The 20,266-nt window shown below is 54.5% G+C and carries 17 protein-coding genes and 1 pseudogene; 9 read left to right on the forward strand and 9 right to left on the reverse strand.

Annotation, left to right across the window (positions count from 1 at the left end):
- The first annotated feature begins 258 nt into the window (after positions 1-258).
- The 6 genes and pseudogenes from Q8W24_RS04305 (at position 259) to Q8W24_RS04325 (ending at position 4,776) form a co-directional block, all read left to right on the forward strand.
- Entirely contained in the window at positions 259-846 is a 588-nt protein-coding gene (locus tag Q8W24_RS04305; RefSeq protein ID WP_303431127.1) for a TerD family protein, read from the forward strand.
- Positions 843-2,000 carry a TerD family protein gene (locus Q8W24_RS04310; RefSeq protein WP_305413505.1) on the forward strand — a complete coding sequence of 386 codons (1,158 nt, stop codon included), beginning with the start codon at positions 843-845 and terminating at the stop codon, positions 1,998-2,000. The genes Q8W24_RS04305 and Q8W24_RS04310 overlap by 4 nt, the downstream gene beginning before the upstream one ends.
- A 44-nt stretch (positions 2,001-2,044) precedes the next feature.
- Positions 2,045-2,494, forward strand: a complete 450-nt coding sequence (locus Q8W24_RS04315) for a tellurite resistance TerB family protein (RefSeq protein WP_303431125.1) — start codon at positions 2,045-2,047, stop codon at positions 2,492-2,494.
- 111 nt (positions 2,495-2,605) lie between these two features.
- Positions 2,606-2,809: pseudogene (locus tag Q8W24_RS16880) on the forward strand (TerD family protein); the annotation flags it as partial.
- 39 nt (positions 2,810-2,848) lie between these two features.
- Positions 2,849-3,427, forward strand: coding sequence for a TerD family protein (locus tag Q8W24_RS04320; protein ID WP_303431124.1), 579 nt, complete (start codon positions 2,849-2,851; stop codon positions 3,425-3,427).
- Positions 3,428-3,579: 152 nt separating this feature from the next.
- Positions 3,580-4,776, forward strand: coding sequence for a DUF4236 domain-containing protein (locus tag Q8W24_RS04325; RefSeq protein WP_305413502.1), 1,197 nt, complete (start codon positions 3,580-3,582; stop codon positions 4,774-4,776).
- A gap of 148 nt (positions 4,777-4,924) precedes the next feature.
- Here Q8W24_RS04325 and Q8W24_RS04330 read toward each other — a convergent pair whose 3' ends face one another.
- The 4 genes from Q8W24_RS04330 to yrfG all read right to left on the reverse strand — a co-directional run bounded on the left by Q8W24_RS04330 (position 4,925) and on the right by yrfG (position 8,702).
- A complete protein-coding gene (locus tag Q8W24_RS04330; protein WP_303431390.1) occupies positions 4,925-6,466 on the reverse strand; it encodes a phosphoenolpyruvate carboxykinase in 1,542 nt (513 codons plus the stop codon).
- A 260-nt stretch (positions 6,467-6,726) separates the two neighbouring features.
- Complete coding sequence (gene hslO / locus Q8W24_RS04335; protein ID WP_303431122.1) at positions 6,727-7,602, reverse strand: Hsp33 family molecular chaperone HslO; 876 nt, start codon at positions 7,600-7,602, stop codon at positions 6,727-6,729.
- Between the two features lie 19 nt (positions 7,603-7,621).
- The gene (hslR, locus tag Q8W24_RS04340) at positions 7,622-8,026 is read right to left on the reverse strand and encodes a ribosome-associated heat shock protein Hsp15 (RefSeq protein WP_303431121.1); all 405 of its coding nucleotides are present in this window, start codon (positions 8,024-8,026) and stop codon (positions 7,622-7,624) included.
- Positions 8,019-8,702 (reverse strand): GMP/IMP nucleotidase, encoded by a 684-nt coding sequence (gene yrfG, locus Q8W24_RS04345; RefSeq protein ID WP_303431120.1) that lies wholly within the window; start codon positions 8,700-8,702, stop codon positions 8,019-8,021. Before yrfG ends, hslR begins: the two co-directional genes overlap by 8 nt.
- Positions 8,703-8,746: 44 nt before the next feature.
- Between yrfG and nudE the strand changes: the two genes are divergently transcribed.
- A complete protein-coding gene (nudE, locus tag Q8W24_RS04350; protein WP_305413497.1) occupies positions 8,747-9,316 on the forward strand; it encodes an ADP compounds hydrolase NudE in 570 nt (189 codons plus the stop codon).
- Here the strand turns inward: nudE and Q8W24_RS04355 are convergent.
- From Q8W24_RS04355 to Q8W24_RS04365, 3 genes are all read right to left on the reverse strand, one after another.
- Positions 9,289-11,469, reverse strand: coding sequence for a PAS domain-containing hybrid sensor histidine kinase/response regulator (locus tag Q8W24_RS04355; protein WP_305474516.1), 2,181 nt, complete (start codon positions 11,467-11,469; stop codon positions 9,289-9,291). The genes nudE and Q8W24_RS04355 overlap by 28 nt on opposite strands.
- Positions 11,470-11,722: 253 nt before the next feature.
- Positions 11,723-12,415 carry an LrgB family protein gene (locus Q8W24_RS04360; protein ID WP_303431117.1) on the reverse strand — a complete coding sequence of 231 codons (693 nt, stop codon included), beginning with the start codon at positions 12,413-12,415 and terminating at the stop codon, positions 11,723-11,725.
- Positions 12,412-12,744 (reverse strand): CidA/LrgA family protein, encoded by a 333-nt coding sequence (locus Q8W24_RS04365; protein ID WP_303431116.1) that lies wholly within the window; start codon positions 12,742-12,744, stop codon positions 12,412-12,414. The genes Q8W24_RS04360 and Q8W24_RS04365 overlap by 4 nt, the downstream gene beginning before the upstream one ends.
- A 446-nt stretch (positions 12,745-13,190) precedes the next feature.
- On the opposite strand from Q8W24_RS04365, the gene sbcD reads away from it, so the two are divergent.
- Both sbcD and Q8W24_RS04375 read left to right on the forward strand, forming a co-directional pair.
- Positions 13,191-14,453, forward strand: a complete 1,263-nt coding sequence (gene sbcD, locus Q8W24_RS04370; RefSeq protein WP_305413492.1) for an exonuclease subunit SbcD — start codon at positions 13,191-13,193, stop codon at positions 14,451-14,453.
- Complete coding sequence (locus tag Q8W24_RS04375; RefSeq protein WP_305474518.1) at positions 14,450-18,211, forward strand: SbcC/MukB-like Walker B domain-containing protein; 3,762 nt, start codon at positions 14,450-14,452, stop codon at positions 18,209-18,211. Before sbcD ends, Q8W24_RS04375 begins: the two co-directional genes overlap by 4 nt.
- Before the next feature lie 29 nt (positions 18,212-18,240).
- On the opposite strand, the gene Q8W24_RS04380 is transcribed toward Q8W24_RS04375, so the two are convergent.
- Positions 18,241-18,600, reverse strand: a complete 360-nt coding sequence (locus tag Q8W24_RS04380; RefSeq protein ID WP_305413489.1) for a 5-carboxymethyl-2-hydroxymuconate Delta-isomerase — start codon at positions 18,598-18,600, stop codon at positions 18,241-18,243.
- 161 nt (positions 18,601-18,761) lie between these two features.
- Complete coding sequence (locus tag Q8W24_RS04385; RefSeq protein WP_305474519.1) at positions 18,762-20,219, reverse strand: glutamine synthetase family protein; 1,458 nt, start codon at positions 20,217-20,219, stop codon at positions 18,762-18,764.
- Positions 20,220-20,266: the final 47 nt, after the last annotated feature.

Genomic DNA, 20,266 nt, shown 5'->3' on the forward strand with positions numbered 1-20,266 from the left:
TCAGGTCGCGTGGTTAACCTCAGTATTGGGTCGATAGCGTTGAGAACTGTTGTAGCTTTCACCGGTCACAGTTTTGTTGCTACCCGTATGGTTGAATGGTAATAACAACATCACATGTCTGTGCCAGAAATGACACATGAGATTAATTATCTTATCACTATCTTGTATGGCAGCATGGTCGGCCACTGCCACAGCAAGCATCCAACAGGATGCCGGTGGCACAGATACCCACTCAGATGATGAGCAAGGAGCAAAATAATGGCACTGACTCTAACGAAAAACCAAAGCATCTCCCTGGAAAAAACAGCCGGAAGTGGCCTGAGCAATATCTCGCTTGGGCTGGGATGGGACCCGGTCAAAGCAACCGGTTTCTTCGGCAAGTTAATGGGCGGCGGTGCCATTGACCTGGATGCCTCCTGCATCGTGCTGGATGACCAGTTGCAATCCATCGATCTGGTGTGGTTCCGCCAGCTGAAATCAAAAGACGGCTCAATCCAGCATTCTGGCGACAACCGTACCGGTGAAGGGGATGGTGACGACGAAAGCATCTCTGTTGATTTGAAGAGCCTGCCAGCGGCTGCCAAACACCTGGTGTTTACCGTTAACAGTTTTACCGGCCAGAACTTCGAAAAAGTAGAAAACGCCTACTGTCGTATCCTGAATCGCAGCAACAACACTGAGCTGGCCCGTTTTAACCTTTCCGAAAAAGGTCAGCACACCGGTATTGTGATGGGGTGTCTGAGCCGCGACAGCAGTGGCTGGCAGTTCAAGGCAATCGGACAAGTAACCAATGGCCGTACGGCAGACGATCTGGTTAATCTGGCCATGCAGGCGGTACGTGGATGAGTGTATTGGTGCCAGGCGCCAATGCGCCAGTCGCCACGGGAGAGTTACGGGTGGATATCCGCTATTCACCATTACCCGGAGCCGACATTGATATTTCTGCCTTTGTATTGAATGCCGCGCACAAGGTACGTGGTGATGGCGATATGTGCTTTTATGGTCAGCCCGATATTCTGGCCGGGGCCGTTCGTATGACCCAGGCTGATGCCGGTCATGCCGTGTTTTTTCTGGACCCGGGACAGCTACCGGCAGAAGTTGAAAAAGTGGCTTTTACCGCCACGATTCACGCCAACAAGGCGCGTTTTGATGCCGTCTCGCAACTGACGCTGGCAATCAGTGGTGGTATCAGCGCCGATATTCCGACATCCGGCATGCAGGAAACAGCACTGATTCTGGGGGAGTTTTACCGTCGCCAGGGCAGTTGGAAATTTCGTTGCGTGGCTCAGGGGTTTGCCGGTGGCCTGGAGCCGCTGGCAGAACACTTTGGTGTGGATGTCGCGGCCCCAGAGCCTGAGCCGGCTCCAACCCCGGCTCCGGCTCCGGCGGCACCAAAATCCACGGTGAATCTGAGCAAGGTGACGCTGGATAAATCCCGTTCCAGTATCAGCCTGGAAAAATCCACCGCGGGTTTTGGCGAAATACGGGTCAACCTGAACTGGAACAAAAGCAGCTCTGGGGGTTTCTTCTCCAGCAGCAAAGCGATCGATCTGGATGTGGGTTGCCTGTTTGAACTTCAGGATGGCCTCAAGGGTGCGGTACAGGCTCTGGGAAATGGCTTTGGAGATCTGCAGGGTGAACCCTATATCCAATTGATGGGTGATGATCGTACTGGCTCGGTGGATGGTGGCGAATGGCTGCATATCAACGGCCAGAAATGGCACCTGATCCGGCGTATTCTGGTGTTCGCCTTTATTTACAAGGGCGCACCCAACTGGGAAAAAACCGACGGGGTGATCACCATCTATATCCCTGGCCAGCCGGATATTGAAGTGCGTATGAATGAAGAAGGCGGCCGTCATGGCATGTGTGCTGTTGCCATGCTGGAAAACGATAACGGTGCGGTCAAAGTGACCCGTTGCGTGGATTTCCACAAAGGCCACCGGGATCTGGATCAGGCCTACGGCTGGGGAATGCGCTGGTCGGCCGGATCAAAATAAATAATCGCAGCGACGCTGTGTTTTTTCACAATGAGGAATACAACATGTTGGGATGGCTGAAAACAAATGTGTCGATGGCACGGGACAAGCTGACGACCGAAGTTTCGAAGTTCAAGAACAAGGACTTTATGGAAGCAACCGCCACTGCCTGCGCCATGATTGCCGCCGCGGATGGTGATATTTCTTCCGCTGAAAAAATGAAAATGACCGGGTTTATCAACAACTCGCCAGAGCTCAAGGCCTTCAATCTCAATGACGTTATCAACGTGTTTAACGACGCTTGTGGCAAGTTTGAGTTTGACTATCAGATTGGTCAGGCGGAAGCGTTGAAAACGATCAACAAAATCAAGAAAGACGATGGTGCCGCACGTTTGCTGGTGCGGGTTGCCTGTGCCATTGGTGCCTCGGATGGCAGTTTTGATGATCAGGAAAAAGCCGCTTGTCGTTTGATTTGTTCGGAGCTGGGCCTGAATCCGGCTGATTTCGAGCTTTAGGCTTTACCTGCGCTGCGACGAAGACAGTCCTGCTGGCACCGTCTTTGTTGCCATCACGCAAGAGTGGTGCGGTATCATCCGAGAGGTTGATAAACCGTAAATAAAAATTATGGGCAAGTGAGTAATTTATTCATTCATCTTGTCCATGACACCAGCGACGCAGAAAGTATGCGTTATGACCTGGCCAACGATGCATTAACGGAAACTGCCATGAATTTTGCGGCATCGCATCGTAACAATGGCGAGTGGACATTTTATGCGCTTGGCCATGAGCATGCAGCAAGACGGCATGTCCTGGCCAAGGGTCAGGTATGAAATTTTGATTGGTTAATTGACTGAATAAGGAATAAAAAAATGGCTATAAGTCTGTCTAAAGGCGGTAACGTTTCCCTGTCAAAAGAAGCACCAGGTCTGACTGAGGTGGTGGTTGGTCTTGGTTGGGACCCTCGTGTTACTGACGGTACTGAATTCGACCTGGATGCCTCCGTGTTTATTACCGGTGAAAATGGCAAGGTACTGGGCGATACCAGCTTTATTTTCTACAACAACAAGGTATCAACGGATGGTTCGGTTGAACACATGGGTGACAACCGTTCAGGAGAAGGTGATGGCGACGACGAAAAAGTCACCGTTAAACTGACCTCTCTGGCGGCGGATGTGAAAAAACTGGTGTTTGCTGTCACAATTCACGAAGCAGAAAGCCGCAAGCAAAACTTCGGTCAGGTTTCCAACGCGTATATCCGTGTTGTAAACAAAGCCGACGGCAAGGAAATTGCCCGTTACGACCTGTCTGAAGATGCATCTACCGAAACGGCCATGATCTTTGGCGAACTGTATCGCCATGGCAGCGAGTTCAAGTTCAAGGCCATTGGTCAGGGTTTTGCCGGTGGTCTGAAGCCTCTGGCGGAAGCACACGGCGTTAACATCGGTTAATCGACCGTTGCGGAGCATCCTGTCCAGGTTTGGAAGCGGGTCAGCTACTGGCCTTCTTCTGTTTCTTCAGTCACCCTGCCGGGTGGCTGAGCTTGATCCATTCGTGATCATCCGCTTGACATATCAACTATCGAATATAACCAGGGAAAGGTATGGGCCTCCGTTTCAGAAAGCGTATTACCATCATGCCGGGCGTGCGCCTGAATCTCAGTGGTTCCGGCGTCAGTACGTCCATTGGCCCTCGAGGGCTGAGTCTGACACTGGGACGTCGAGGTACTTATATCAATGCCGGATTGCCGGGTACCGGTCTTTATTACCGTACCCGAATCGATAATAGACAATCCTCCGCTGCCGCTGCTGGTTCCAACCCCGTCGACTACCCTGATACCGTGAATATTCAGGTTGATGATGATGGCTTGTTACGACTGACCGATGAGCATGACCAACCCTTGCCCGCCAAAGCAGCCAGACAGGTCAAGACTCACCAGGCCGAGACCATCCAGACATTACTGGAGCAGGCCGCAGAACGTATCAATACCGAGCTGAATGCTTGTTTGGGGGTACATCTGTTAACGCCCAAACCGGGTACTCCGCCAGCTTTACCGGCCCCCTTTGCTATTGATGAACCATTGCCGCCGGTGATCGAAGAGCCGGGCTTGATGGATAAACTGTTATTTCGACAAGACAGCATTGAACAGAGTAATCAGCAGGCGCTGGCGAGTTATCAGCAAGAACTGGCGCAGTGGCAGCAGCTGCGTGATGATCATGAGCAGGAATGTGCCGAAGTTGAAAAAGCCTTTCGGCTGGCGGCCCAAGGATTCAGTGCCCATATGGAAACGGCGCTGGACTATGTCCTCAGCGGCATTGCCTGGCCGAAAGAAACCTTGATTGAGTATGAATTTAACCATGATGTAACCGGCATTGCCCTGGATGTTGATTTGCCGGATGAAGGCGATGTACCCCAGCGGATGGCCGAGGCGCGGGGCAACGGCAAGTTATCATTCAAAAAACGCACCGATGCCCAGGGGCGGCGTGATTTTATCCGACTGTGCGCCGGGTCGCTGTTTCGGGTCACTGGCGAAGTGTTTGCATTGTTTCCGGGTATTCAGCGTTGTCTGATTTCTGGTTATATCCAGCGAGCCAATCCTGCGACCGGGGTTGTGGAGGATCAATACGTCTTGTCCGTGCTGATTCAGCGGGAGCAATGGCAAATGCTGGATTTTGATCGGCTGGAAGACATCGACCCCGTGGCGACCCTGCAAGCGTGTGGTGTCAGAATGGCCCGTGACCGCTCCAGCCGACTGAAAGAAATAGAGCCTTTGGCGCGAGACGTTCTGGATATAGGCTAGGCTGAGAATGTTGGCGTTGGCGTTGTTTGACAGTGCTGCGGCAACAGGCGCCATAAGCAATAAAATAAAAAAGGGGCGCTACCAGTAATGGTAGCGCCCCTTTTATTTTATCGGACTGTGTTATTGAGCATTCAGCGGCAAGGCAGTCTTACAGCTGAGGGCCCGCCGCCAGAATGGCGTCGGAAACATCGTATTTCTTGAAGTTTTCAATAAACTGGCTCGCCAGCTGGCGTGCCGCTGCATCAAACTTGTCCTGGTCAGCCCAGGCTTTGGTTGGATTCAGCAATTTGGTTTCTACACCAGGCAGTTCGGTTGGTACACGAAGGCCAAAGACTGGCAGCTCTTCGGTTTCAACGTCACGCAGCACACCAGACTGAACAGCAGAGATCACTGCACGCGTGGTTGGAATGCTGAAGCGCTCACCACCGGCACCGTTTGAACCGCCAGTCCAACCTGTGTTGACCAGGTAGACCTGAGAGTCGAATTCCGTCACACGTTTCATCAGCAGTTCCGCGTATTCGCCTGCTGGACGTGGGAAGAAGGGTGCACCAAAACAGGTAGAAAAGGTGGATTTCAGACCTTTTACGCCACCCATTTCCGTTGAACCAACCAGAGCTGTGTAACCGCTCAGAAAGTGGTAAGCCGCTTGTTCCTTGGTCAGGACAGATACCGGTGGCAATACACCGGTCATATCACAGGTCAGGAAGACGACCGCTTTGGGTTCGCCAGCCATGTTCTCAACAACACGTTTCTCAACGTGGGTCAGCGGGTAAGCACAACGGCCGTTTTCGGTCAGGCTGGTGTCGTTGTAGTCTGCCACTCGGGTTTGCTTGTCGATCACCACGTTTTCCACGATGGCGCCAAAGCGGATGGCATCCCAGATAATGGGTTCGTTTTTCTGTGACAGGTCAATGGTCTTGGCGTAGCAGCCACCTTCGATATTGAAGACAGTGCCCTTGCCCCAACCGTGCTCGTCATCACCAATCAGGAAGCGACCCGGGTCAGCAGACAGGGTGGTTTTACCGGTACCGGAGAGGCCGAAGAACAGGCAAACATCGCCGTCGTCACCAACGTTGGCAGAGCAGTGCATTGGCAGCACGTCTTTTTCTGGCAACAGGAAGTTCTGTACACCAAACATGGCTTTTTTCATTTCGCCAGCGTAACGCATGCCTGCAATCAGTACTTTGCGTTGGGAGAAGTCGACAATAACGCAGCCATCGGAGTTGGTGCCATCACGTTCCGGTACGCACTCGAAGTTGGCAACGTTCAGGATTTGCCATTCTTCCTTGTCTGAAGGGTTGTAGCTTTCCGGCAAGATAAACAGGTTGCGACCAAACAGGTTCTGCCAGGCAGTCTGGGTCGACATTTTGACCGGCAGGTAGTGCTGCGGGTCAGAACCAACATGAACATGGGAAACAAAGCTGTCTTGCTGGGCCAGGTATTCTTCTACGCGGTCCCACAGGGCATCGAATTTATCGGCATCAAATGGGCGGTTGATATTGCCCCAGTCGATTGCATCCTTGCTGCTTGGTTCTTCTACAATGAATTTGTCCATTGGAGAACGGCCAGTACGAGCGCCGGTTTCTACTACCAGTGCGCCGTTATCTTGCAATAGGCCTTCGCCGCGGGCAATGGCTTGTTCTACCAGAAATGGAGTAGATAAATCCGTGAATACAGTGGTCATATCGATACCCTGATGGGTCCTCGCAGTTGTGGTCGGCAATAGTAGCCGTTACCAAAATTCGTACACCCGTCTGTGTGTGCTGCAGACGATACTCGATCAATGAGACTGCGCAAGTATGCCAGAAAATGCCGTTTGCGCTAAGTCTCCTCTTTATGGGTCAGCTTAATAACCCGCATAAACAGGGGCTATATTTGCTGATTCTTCGGATTATTTGTGGGGTTCCAGATCATTGTAACAAATGTAACAGCGACCTGGCAGGCAGTAATTTAATGCAAATTGTTTTCAGGGAACAGCTCTGCCATATCATGTTGGCCGAATTCGTAGTGTTGGTGGCAAAATTCACAGTCGACCGAAATGCTACCGGATTCTTCCATCATTTCGGCTAACGCCTGGTAGCCAACCTGATGCAGGGCGTTGGCCAGCCGGTCACGGGAACAGGTACAGGCAAACGACAGCGGCGTGGCGGGATACACCCGGACATCCTCTTCGTGATACAGGCGTTGCAATAGCAGATCATTGTCCAACTCAAGGAGTTCTTCATCCTTGATGGTGGCGGCGAGGTGAGAGACCCGGTCCCAGGCATCCTGGTCAATGGTTTGCTGCTCGTCGCTGTGTTGCTGGCTGGCGGGTAGTTTTTGCAGCATAAAGCCAGCGGCCCGGGTGCCATCACTGCAGAGCCAGAAGCGTGTGGGCAGTTGTTCTGACTGGCTGAAATAGTCTTCCAGTGCGGTGGCTATATCGCCTTGGGGAATGGCAGTAATACCCTGATAACGCTGGCCTTGCTCCGGCTCCAGGGTGATAACCAGCTGGCCTTCCGTTGCAAAGGTCAGGGTTGCTTCTGGCTGATCGCTGTCATAGCGGGCAATCGCCCGCAGCTCTCCCAGTTCATTGGTTTCTGCCTGCAACAGGGAGATAGCCCCTGGCAGGCGTATTTGCAGGGTTAGCCGGCCTTTGAACTTGAGGCTGGCACTCATCAATGCGGTGGCGGCGAGTAACTGGCCCAGGGCTACCCGGATAACGGGCGGGTAGTCGTGGCGATTCAAGATTGCCTCGTAAGTGGCATTGAGATGGGCGACCTCTCCACGAATCGGGGCGGCATCAAACGAAAATCGCTGCAATTGATCAGCACTGGGGTATGACATATCGGTGTACCTGTAACGTTCAGCCAAGATCCTGATGGACCTGCTCAAAACGGCGCATGTCGCGGCGCTCTTTTTTGTTGGGTTTGTGGTCTGGGGTGGGCATGGAGGCACGTAACGCCCGGCGTTGTTCGGAGTTGTCCATGCGTCGCTTGATGCTGGCCGGGGTTTCTTCATACAGCAGCCGTGCTTCCGGGGCTCCCCGGCGCTGGTCAGACAAGGTGGTGATAATCACCTCTTTTTCGTCAAAGCCCTGGCGAATGGTCAGCCTGGCACCCGCATCGGCCAGTTTGCTGACCTTGCAGCGTTGGCCGTCGTAGTGAACCTTGCCGCCTTCAATGGCGTGTTTGGCCAGTGCCCGTGTTTTGAAAAAGCGGGCGGCCCAGAGCCATTTGTCGAGGCGGACTTTGGTGGAGTTGTCAGTCACGGTGGGTAGTGTCCTGTGCGTCAAATACCAGTTCGTCAAAATGTAGAATGCCGGGAAACCGGTTTTGCAACACCGGCTCGCGCTGGCTGTCAGGGTGATGGATGGCCAACAGATAATGAATGCCCCAGCGCTGGGCTGATTCTAGCACAGCCATACTGTCATCAATCAGCAGGGTACGCTGCGGGTCGAACGGCTCGTCTTGCTGCAAATGCTGCCAGAAGGCCTGTTGTTCTTTGGGTTCCCGGTAGTCGTGGGAGCTGATGATGCGGTCAACGTATTGATCCAGCCCGGTGTGGTGCAGTTTGAGTTCCACACTGTCGCGGTGAGCATTGGTGACAATGACCTTGCGTTTGCCCTGCTGTGCCAGGGCGTTGAGAAATTCGCGCACAAAAGGCCGGAAGCCGATTTTGCTGGCGACGTCTTTTTTCAACTCCGCGATCGGCAATCCGGTCAGATTGCTCCAGTGATCGAGGCAATACCAGTTGAGGGTACCGCGCAGGCCGATAAAGCTGCTGCTCAGTTCCGTCAGGGCGGCGGCCTTGTCGATGCCCTTGTGGCGGGCATACTGCTCGGGCAAATGTTCCAGCCAGAAGTAATTATCAAAGTGCAAGTCCAGCAGGGTACCGTCCATATCCAGTAGTACGGTGTCAATTTGTTGCCAGTCGATCGGGCGCATAGGGTTATACTCAACAGATTTTCAGCTATTTAAACAGGCCTGACATGGATAAAAAACCTCAGATCCTGCATCGCTCGCTGGTCGCCCAGAGTCGGCTGTTCCGGGTTGAATCGATGGCGTTGCGTTTCAGCAACGGTGTGGAGCGCACTTATGAACGGTTGATGCCCGGTGGCCCGGGTGCGGTGATGATGGTGGCGCTGCTGGATAACGACACCGTGGCACTGATCCGGGAGTATGGCGGTGGTATTGAAGATTACACGCTGACCTTGCCAAAAGGTGCGGTCGACCTGGGTGAAACAATACGGGAAGCCTGTCACCGCGAGCTGCAGGAAGAAATTGGTTATGGCGCGCGCGAGTTTGTCTTCCTTAAACGATTGAGTCTGTCACCCAGCTATATGAGTGGTGGCATCGATGTGGTGCTGGTGCGGGATTTGTACCCATCACGGCTGGAAGGCGACGAGCCGGAGCCTTTGGAGCTGATCCCCTGGAAACTGAGTGACCTGCTGTCGTTGTATCAGCGCGACGACTTTTCCGAAGGCCGGGCGGTGGCAGCGCTGGCGCTGGCGCAAGCCTACCTGGCCGGTGACTACGACGGCGAAGTGCTGCCAACCTGAGTGCTTGCCGGGGCCAGCTGTTCCGGCAGCAGCTCCACCAGCGCGGCACGTAACGTTGCCATGCGGATGGGTTTGCTGACAAAACCGTTCATGCCAGCGCTCAGGCAGCGTTGGCGGTCTTCCATCATGGCATTGGCGGTGAGTGCCAGAATAGGGATTTGGCTCTCATCGCCAGAGAGCTGGCGTATATGCCGGGTCGCCTGGATACCATCCAGCACCGGCATATTGATATCCATCAGAATCAGATCGAAGGCGTCCTGTTTCAGTGCCTGTAACGCCTGGCGACCATCACTGACCACCACACACTCAAGCCCGAGTTTTTCCAGCATGCGCGAAGCAACACGCTGATTCACCTCGTTGTCCTCCGCCAGCAGGATACGGCCAGACAAGGCGGGTGATTGCTGCAGGGATGGCCGCTTGGTCACGGCCGGCGGCTTGGCGGCCTGCAAGGGGAGTTGCAGGGAGAAGGTGCTGCCCACCCCGGGGCTAGATTCCAGCTCCACATCCCCATTCATGGCGGATGCCAGGTGGCGACAAATAGTCAGGCCCAGACCGGTGCCGCCATAACGACGACTGGTGCTGCTATCAGCCTGGCGGAAGGCGGAGAACACCTGCTCTTTCTTGCTCTGGGAAATACCAATGCCGGTATCGGTGACGGCAATGCGGATATCGTACAGCGCCCCTTCGGTCTGCTTGCCGGTGACCTGCACTTCTATCTGGCCGTAGTCGGTAAATTTGATGGCGTTACTGATCAGATTGGTGATGATCTGACGGATACGTTTGGGATCGCCATTCCAGTATTGTGGAATATCACCGTCGTAATAATAAATAAACGTCAGACCCTTGCGTTTGACCGGTTCATCGAACAGCCGTTTGAGGTCACTGAGTTGCTGGTTGAGGTCAAAATCGATCTGCTCCAGCTCCAGGTTGCCGGATTCAATTTTCGACAAGTCCAGAATGTCGTTAAGGATCTCCAGCAGTGACTGCGATGAGGTATGGACAATATCGAGATAATGGCGCTGCTCGGTTGTCAGGTTGGAATCCAGAATCAGTTCCGTGGCACCCAGAATACCGTTCATGGGGGTGCGGATCTCATGGCTCATATTGGCCAGGAAAATGGATTTGGAATGGTTGGCCTGTTCCGCCTGGGTCAAGGCTTCCCGGATGCGGCTGTTGGCGGTTTCGAGTGCCTGCCGGTTGGCTACGGATTCGGTGATATCCAGTCCAGCCAGCAACACCTGTCCCTGGGAGGTATTGGCACTGGTCAGTCGTGTCATGCGCCAGCTGATAATGTGCTCTTTGCCGGTCGATGACAGCACCGGAAATTCCAGCGACAGGTTGCCATTATGACGACTGAGCAGATTTTGCCATTCGCGCTCAACGGTGGAGGTCGCCTGCTGCGGAATCAAATAGCTGAACGGGTAACCGTTGATCTGGTCTTCCGGTATTTGCAGCAGCTGCTGGGCCTGCAGGTTAACCCGTGTCACATGGCCGTTTTCATCACAGATAATCAGCAGGGTCTGCATGGTATTGATATACGTCGATAACCGCTGCTGCTCTTCGCGGAGCTGCGCTTCCATAAAATAGCGCTGGGTAATGTCGTCTCCGGTGACCAGCAGCCAGACCTGATCACCATCATTCTGCTGCCAAAGGCGGACTTGCATGGCCCAACGGCCCCATTCGCCGTAGCGGTCGAGCAGACTGGCTTCAAAATCGACCATGGAGCGGGTGCTCAAGGACTGATCTATTTTTTGCTGAATCAACTCGCGCTCATTACGGCGTTGGATACTGGACAGATAAGAGCCGGGGCAAAGGTCAAATAATTGCTGGAAGTTCGGGTTGGCATCCAGGATCAGCTGTTGGGCATTCACCCTCAGCACGATGCCGCTGACATGCTCCCAGGTGAACCCTTGTTGCAGCAACTGCTGTTTATAATGATTGGTCACCGGGCGAGTCAGATAATGACTGATCAGGCCGATGCCCGAGCCCACCACAAGCAAGGCCAATATGGCCACCCCTGCCAGTATTTTCAGGGTGACGACGTCTGGCTCTCCTCGGGCGAGCAAAAAAGCCGTTACTCCCATAATGGCACTGATGCCCGCTACCAGAGCGGTAGAGGTCAGTAGTAACTGTTGGCCAGGACTAAACGACATCTGGATTCCTTGAAGTGATACGACCAGGTACAGCAACAACAACAGTGAAAAGCGGTTAACTGTATCGATGGGGCTCTGAGTATCAAGTATAGGCGTATTTGCCTCAGCAGCCCGCGTAATCTCCTATCCTGACAGGCCTTGCTGACAGAGTGAATAGTGCACCGATGTCGTTATCATGACGTTGGTCATTATGCGTCCATTGATGACGGAGTTATTGCCCGCCGCCGGTAGCGATAAGCACATAGACTACCACTTAAAACAGACTGACGAGCAAGGGTAACACCACAGCATGCAGAGTCGCCGTTAGTATCATCGCGGTGATGGCATAGGCTGCTTCCCGCTCCCCCAGATCCAGTGCCCGACTGGTACCAATCGCATGAGCACAGACCCCCAGCGTAATACCAACGGTTTCTGGCCGCTGGATACGCATCAGCGTCAGAATCGGCAAAATCATGATGACCCCCAACAAGCCAGACAAAATCACAAACGCCGCCGCCAGTGACGGATCACCACCGAGTTGACCGGTAATGGCAACCGCCACCGGTGTGGTAATGGACTTGGTCAGCATGGTTTGTGACAGCATGGGATCACCGATCCACCAGCTGGTCAGCCACCAGGCGCAGGCGACGGTGGTGGCACTGCCCAGTGTGACGGCCAGAGCAATACGGAGGGCATCCTGACGTAATGCCCTTAACTGCAGGAACAGAGGTACTGCAAGCATCACAATCAGCGGTTGCAGCATATCGTGCAGATAGTGCCCGCCTTCCATATACGTTGTGTACGGCGTATCGGTCAGTTTCAGCGTCACCACCACCAGCCCGATACCGGTCAGAATCGGTGGCAACAGTACCAGATTACCGGTTAACCGATAGACCTGCTGACCGAGCAAAAAAGCACCGATGGTCAGCGCCGTCCAGAACAGAGGGGTTTGCAGCAATATCATCATGAACGTTTTCCTCTGGACATAATCCAGCCACATACCAGTGTGCCGGGAATCAGACTGATGGCCAGAATCAACAGCAGTAGCAGCCCATGCTCGCGCACCAGTTGTTCATGGGTGATCACTCCCACGCTCACCGGAATCAGGAACAACGGCAAAATCGGCGCAAGTGACTGGGTAATGCTGGTCAATGCTGCAGGCACCTTGCGCTGGCTGATCAGAAAAACCAGCAACAGCAACATACCGATAATCGAAGGAGGAATAGGCGCCGAGGTCCAGTGTTGAACGAGCGTCCCGGCCATTAAAAAGGCCAGCAGAATCAGCAGTCCAGTCATAAGCGGTCTTCCGAACGGAGCGGCATAAAAAACCGGGTTTTTATTGATATTATCAGGCAGAAAATCATGAGCAGAAATAACGCTCTCGGCAATAATGTCAGAGCGCAAACAGTACCATTAACCACCAGAAGCACGCTATATTTTGTTGATAAGGCAATCTAACCGATTGATTTGTTAAAGAAAAAATAGCGCATTAAACACTGCCGCCAGAATACGGAAATCCCTGTTGCCACGGCACAGGGACACCTCATTAATCGAATATAATCACCGCTGGTTTCTGCCGCCAACCCAACCCCGTCGCTGTGATAACCTTTCAGCTATCACTTACGGGGACATCTATTTAATCCTGCACGGCTCTGCGCGAGTGTTGCCGTTGTTCAGGGCAAGGCGACGAATGCAGTGAAATGACGAGTCCTTTTCAAATTCTCCCCTTACGGATAACGGTTATGAAAATCCTGCACACGTCTGACTGGCATCTGGGTCAGAGCTTTTTTACCAAGAGCCGCAAGGCTGAACATCAGGCTTTTCTTGATTGGCTGCTGACGCAGGTACGACGTTATAACATCGATGCCGTGATCGTAGCGGGGGACGTGTTTGATACCGGTACCCCTCCGAGTTATGCACGAGAAATGTACAATCGATTTATTGTCGCGATCAGCCAGTGCCACTGCCGCCTGGTTATTTTGGCGGGCAATCACGATTCGGTTTCGACGCTGAATGAATCCAGGCAGCTGGTGGCGTGCCTGGATACGCAAGTAGTGGCCAGTATCAGCCCGCTGGACCCCCATGAGCAGCTTATCGAGCTGGAATATCGCCATGGCAGCGAGCGTGAGCATGGTGACGCGGCTGGCCCGGTTGGTGCCATCGTCTGCGCTATTCCCTTTATCCGCCCGCGCGACGTGCTGCAAAGCCGGGCCGGTGAGTCGGGGTTGGAAAAACGTCAGGCCCTGGGGGAGGCCATCCAACAACATTATCAGCGGGTTTATCAGGCGGCACTGGCACTCAAGACCAGCAAACAACTCGACGTACCGATTATTGCGACAGGACATTTGACGGCGCTGGGCGTCAGCCAGTCAGATTCCGTTCGCGACATCTATATCGGCTCGCTGGACGGGTTTGCTGCGGATGGTTTCCCTCCGGCGGATTATATCGCTCTCGGGCATATTCATCGGCCACAGCGGGTGGCCAAATCCGAGCATATCCGTTACAGCGGTTCGCCCATTCCACTCAGCTTTGATGAATTAAAAACGACCAAACAAGTGGTCATGGTCGAATTTTCTGGTTCACACACCGTTGCGATAACCCCTGTTGATGTGCCGGTTTTCCAACCGATGGCCGTTATCAAGGGAGATCTGGCAGCCATCGAACAGGGGTTGCTGGCCTATCAGCATATACCTGCTGATCAACCGGTCTGGCTATGTATCGAAGTGGAACAGCAAGACTATCTGGCCGATTTGCCGCAACGGATTCAGGCCCTGACCGAAGGGCTGGCGGTCGAGGTCTTGCAACTGCGCCGTTCACGGCTCCATGGCCGTCAGGTATTAACCCGGCAAGCACAGGAAACATTGGCAGAGCTGACCCCGGCGGAAGTCTTTGGCAAACGTCTGGCGCTGGAAAACCTTGACGACCAGCCCGGCAGGCAGGCCCGGATTGAAGTGCAGTTCCAGCAAATTCTGGCAGAAATCGAGCACCCGGAGCACGACGCATGAAGATTTTAAGCCTCCAGTTCAAGAACCTGAACTCACTCAAGGGCGAGTGGAAAATCGACTTCACCCAAGCGCCATTCAGCGACAACGGCCTGTTTGCCATTACCGGCCCGACCGGGGCAGGCAAAACCACCTTGCTCGATGCCATCTGCCTGGCGCTTTATCACCAGACGCCCAGGCTGGGTCAGATCACCACATCGTCCAATCAGATCATGACCCGCGGCTGCGCGGATTGTGCCGCCGAAGTGCAGTTTGACGTTAAAGGCATGGCCTATCGGGCACACTGGAGCATGCGTCGCTCCCGAGGCAAGGTCGATGGCAATTTGCAGCCTGCCTGTGTCGAGCTGGCCGAAGTCGCCAGCGGCAAGGTTCTGGCGACCCAGTTACGCGCCAAGAGTGAAATGATCGAGGCCATCACCGGACTGGATTTCTCCCGTTTTACCAAGTCCATTCTCCTGTCGCAGGGAGAATTTGCCGCCTTTCTGAATGCCAATGCATCCGCCCGTTCGGAGTTACTGGAGGAACTGACCGGCACTGAAATCTACGGTCAGATATCAATGCGGGTGCATGAGCATCATGCCAGCGCCAAGCAACAACTGGCTGAACTGCACGCCCGGGCCCAAGGGGTGCAACTGCTGGATGATGCCCAAAAACAACAGCTGCAAGAGGAAGCCGGGCAATTACAGCAGCAACAAACAGCGATCAAACATGAGATAGCCACCACCAGTGCCCATCGTGACTGGTGGCAACAATATGACCTGGCCCGAAAGCAGCGGATCACCCAGGCCGAACGCCTGCAGGCGGCCGAAGATCATCTGGCCAGCGCCCGGTCCGATATACAACGCTTGCAGCGCAGCGAACCGGCGGTGCAACTGCAGACCCCATACCGCTTGTTACAGGCGATACGCAGCGAAATCGAACAGCATCAGCAGGACTGTCGGCAAAAACAGGCACAGCAACACCAGCTGGCCGCTGAGCTGGTCAGTGCAACGACCCGTTTGACCGGGCAGAGCCAGGCACTGGCAACGGCCAAAACCCGGCACCAGCAGCAAGAGCAATTGCTGAACGACCAGGTGGTACCGCTGGATCAACAGCTGCTTGCCCAGCAAGACAAACTCGGAGAATTGCAGCAGGCCATTGATGATGAGCTGCGGCAACAAACCGGACATCAGCAGCACCTGGAACATCTGAGCGACCAGCGGCAGAGCCAGACACAACAACAAGCCAAGGTTGAGCATTACCTGACGCAACAGGCGGCCGACCAGTCACTCAAGCAGTATCTGGGGCAATGGCAGCAACAGGCCCAGCAGATTCAGGCGGCCAAGCAGCAGTTGGCACAGCAGCGTGAAAAAGAGGTCGAGCTACAACAGCAACTGACCCGACAGCAAGGTCAGCAGCAACAGGCTCAACAGCAATACCAAGAGGCTGACAGCGCCGCGACGACCAAAGAGCAAGCCTGGCAACAGGCGGTTCAGGCGCTGGCTGGCGCCAGCCGTGAACTGGGCACTCTGGATCAATTGGAGCAGCAGCGCACCGGGCAGCTGGAGCAGCAGCGCACCGGGCAGCTGGAGCAGTATTCCGTATTACTGAGCTTGCTATCCATCAGCAAACAATGGCAATCCCTGGCGGCAGAACAACGGGATAAACAAGCCATAGCCGAGGATAGGCAGCGCCAATGCACCCACGTCGAACAGACACTCAGCCAGTTGAAAGGCCAATACCAGCAACAGCAGCAACTGGTACAGGCGTTAACCCAGCTGGTGACCCAGGACGAACAGCTGGCCCATTATCGGGCTGCCCTGCAGGCTGGTGATCCGTGTCCACTGTGTGGTTCGCAGGAACATCCGCAACTGGACGCCGACAAACATCAAGAGGCACTCAACGGCGGCTTGAGCCGTGACTCTCAACATATTACCGAGAAGCTGGACGCCGAACGGGTACTGGATAGCATCAGGGAACAAGGGCAGGAAGCCAAAGAGACACTGGCATCCAGCCAACGTTATCAACAAGAACTGGCGCAGCGTCTGACGGATATCCAGGTTGAGCAAGCCGACTTGCAACAACAATGGCAACAGCAATGGGAGCAACAGTGGCAGTCCAGCATCGCCAAATCGGAGCAAGACATTTTGCTGACGATTGCCGACACCCTGGCGCTGGAGCGACAGATAACCCGGCACCAGGCCGAGCAGCAGCGTTATGGCGAGGCCATTCAGCAGCTCAACGCTCTTAATAAACAGTGTGAGCAGGCCCGGCAACAACGGGATCATGCGCTGCAGCAGCTGACCAGCGCCCGGACCGGGCTGGCCCTGGCCGATCAGGCCATCACTAACAGTCGTCAGATGCTGGACGACCATCAGCAACAACAAGCCCTGATGGCGCAACAAGCCGAGACCTTATGGCAAACCTTTGTCACGCAACTGAGCGAACAAGGTTATCCCGCGCCGTCGCCGGCAGAATTGGCCTTATGGCTGGCCGCCCGACAGCAAGACAGCCAAAAGTGGGACGACCATATCCGTCAGCAAGAACAGCTCAAGGCCAGCCTGAACCGGCTGGATGCCGATTATCAGCACTGCCAGCAACAGCTGGATAAGGTAAAGCAGCAGCTGACCGATACCCGCGAAAAACAGACCCGGCTGAAGCAGACGGTCACGACGCTGCAGGCCCAGCGTTATCAGCTGTTTGGCGACAAAAGTGTGCGGCAAGAACGGGACAACAGCATCACCGCACTGCGGCAGGCCGAAGCGGACTACCAGACTGCCCAGCATCAGCAACACACAGTATCCAGTCAGCATCAGGCTCTGCAGGCCGAGTTAACCACACAACAGCACGGCCTCGACCGCTTGCAAGCCCGACTGGATGAGCAGCAATCCGACTGGCAGTCACAGTTGGCGGCCAGCCCCTTCGCCACCGAAGCCGATTTTCTGCAGGCCTTGTTACCGGAGGCCGAACGTCAACGCCTGCAGCTACAGAAACAACAGCTGGATAACGAACTGGAACGCAGTCGCGCCTTGCTGGAGCAGGCCGAACAGGCCTGCCATCAGATCCTGGCAGACCCGCAGGCGGCGATTTATCAACAAACGGCACTGGCTGACGTAGAGCAGGTGTTAGCCGAGTTAACCACCCGGCTGGAACAACTGAACCAACGGGCTGGTGAAATCAGTCACGCGCTCCACTCCGACCAGACCCGGCGCGACAGTCAGCAAGCGCTGTTTGATCAAATCGCAGCGTTCCAGCGAGACTATGACGATATCAGCTATCTGCATGGCCTGATTGGCTCACGGGACGGTGCCAAATTCCGTAACTTTGCCCAAGGCCTGACGCTGGACAATCTGGTGGTACTGGCCAATCAGCAGCTGCAACGATTACACGGCCGTTACTTGTTGCAGCGCAAACAGAATGCGGGTCTGGAGCTTAGTGTGCTGGATACCTGGCAGGGCGATGCCGAACGGGATATCACCACTCTGTCGGGAGGTGAAAGTTTTCTGGTGAGTCTGGCACTGGCGCTGGCGTTGTCGGATCTGGTCAGCCACAAAACCAGCATCGACTCGCTGTTTCTGGATGAGGGTTTTGGCACGCTGGACAGCGAGACACTGGATATTGCCCTCGATGCGCTGGATAACCTCAATGCCTCCGGCAAAATGATCGGCGTTATCAGCCATGTGGAGGCAATGAAAGAACGGATTCCAACCCAGCTGCAGGTGATCAAAAAAAGCGGCTTGGGTATCAGTGAGCTGGATCCGATATATCGCATGACACAATAAACGGCGTGAGGTCGTTGTGACTCTGGCGATCAGTCAGCATCCGCCAAGGGCAGCAGTCGCTTTTTGTAGGCGGTGGCGTTCATATCCCGAATATCAATGCTGAGGCTGGTGACATCGGGTAACTGCTCGGCCAGCACCTGCCGCAGATTGATTGCCAGCTGTTCTTTTTGCTGGTCAGTGCGACCCTCGAGCAGCGACAAGGTAATATGAAGGAAGGTTTCGTCGTCTCGGCGCAGTAAAAAATGGTCGTACGGCATGGCCCGTACCTTGATGTCTTGCGGTTGGATAATACCGCCCTGGCAGGCGGCTTCGAAAAGCTGTTGCATCAAGGGGCGCAACGGGGTTGTTTGCTCGATCACACGAGCGTATTCAATGACCAGGTGAGGCATATTAATCTCTGATATCAGGATAAATGACGGGATGCATGGCTGGGTAATCGGCTATGGATCAGGGTCCGTCGTGTGTGCGCTTGAAGGGCCGGCAGACAAGATAAAGAGCCGCGCACACCATGGGCATGCACAGACTCTCACTGCTCTGGGCTGGCACCGTACTAGAACAGGTTAAAGTATTCCCGCTCTTCCCACTCTGAAACCGTGGTCAGGTAACGATTCCACTCGGCTTTTTTCAAGTGCGCATAATAGTCGACAAAGGTGTCGCCAAACTGCTGGCGGTACAGCGCACTGCTTTCGAACAGCTGTACGGCGTCCATCAGACACTGGGGCAGGGTTTCTGCGCCGGTATCGTAGGGTTTGGAAACCGGTGCTGGTGGTTCCAGTTCACGGTTGACACCATCCATACCACTAATGATCTGGGAGGCCAGATACAGGTAAGGGTTGGCAGCGGGTTCGCCGACGCGGTTTTCAATCCGGCTGGCGTTGTCACCGGGGTTGGCCAGACAGCGCACCATGGCACCCCGATTGTCTTTACCCCACTGGATCCGGTCGGGGGCCAGCGTAAACGGACGATAACGTTTGTAGCCGTTAATGGTGGGTGTCGACAGCACACAGCTGGCTTTGGCGTGGGCCAGAATACCGGCGATCCAGTGTTGGCCAAGGCGTGAAATCGGTTCTCCAACGGCCGGTTCAAAACAGTTGTTGCCGTGCTCCAGCGATACAATCGACTGGTGCAAATGCCAGCCGCTGGCCATGGAGTCCTCAAACCGTGGTCGACACATAAAGGTGGCGTGCAGGCCGTTACGCTGACACACCTGCTTGACCATGGAACGGAACAGAATCATGTTGTCGGCTTGTTGCAACGCTGGAGCCGGGTCAAAGGTGACTTCAAACTGGCTGGGGCCAAACTCCACTTCTAACGAGCGTACGGGCAAATCCAGACCTTGGGCGTTCCGGCGAATCAGGTCGAAAACCTCTTCCATTTCATCGTAGCGGTCTTCGGTCAGGTACTGATAACCCTGATTCAGTAACTCGGTTGTTGGCGGTGGGCCTGGTTGACCGGCATCGTCGAGGCCACGAGGCTTGTTGATGGTGCGGAAAACATGAAATTCCACTTCCAGCCCGGCAATAAATTCATAACCCTGATCATTCAGTTGTTGCTGGGCTTTTTTCAGCATGGCCCGGGTCGACAGTTCAACTGGCGTACCGTCGGTCTGATACAGGTCGGCCAGTATCCAGCCGGTATGGGGTGACCACGGCAGGATTTTAAATGTGGTTGGGTCGGGCAGCATCAGTACGTCGCTGGCGCCGGTCATTTGTCCTTCGCCAAACCCGGCGTCATCTTGCCAGACTGAAAACACCGTCCGATGCGAGGTGTCTTTCAGCAGCATGGTCGAGCTCATGGTGATGCCTTTGTTCAAGGCAGACGCCAGGCCGCTGGCAACGATGGTCTTGCCACGCAGTACGCCGTGCTGGTCAACAAACGACACCCGAATGACTTCGAGGTTGCAGGTTTGCATGGTGTCGAGCAGGGTTTTGCAGGCAGAAATCTGTTCCTGACTCCACAAATTGTATTTACCGGAAAAACTGTTTTCGTCGTCGAATACACCGGTCATGGTTTTCTCCTCGCAGGGCCTGTTACCGCAGTAACACACCCTGACGC

Source organism: Oceanobacter sp. 4_MG-2023 (assembly GCF_030689165.1).
GTDB lineage: Bacteria > Pseudomonadota > Gammaproteobacteria > Pseudomonadales > Oceanobacteraceae > Oceanobacter.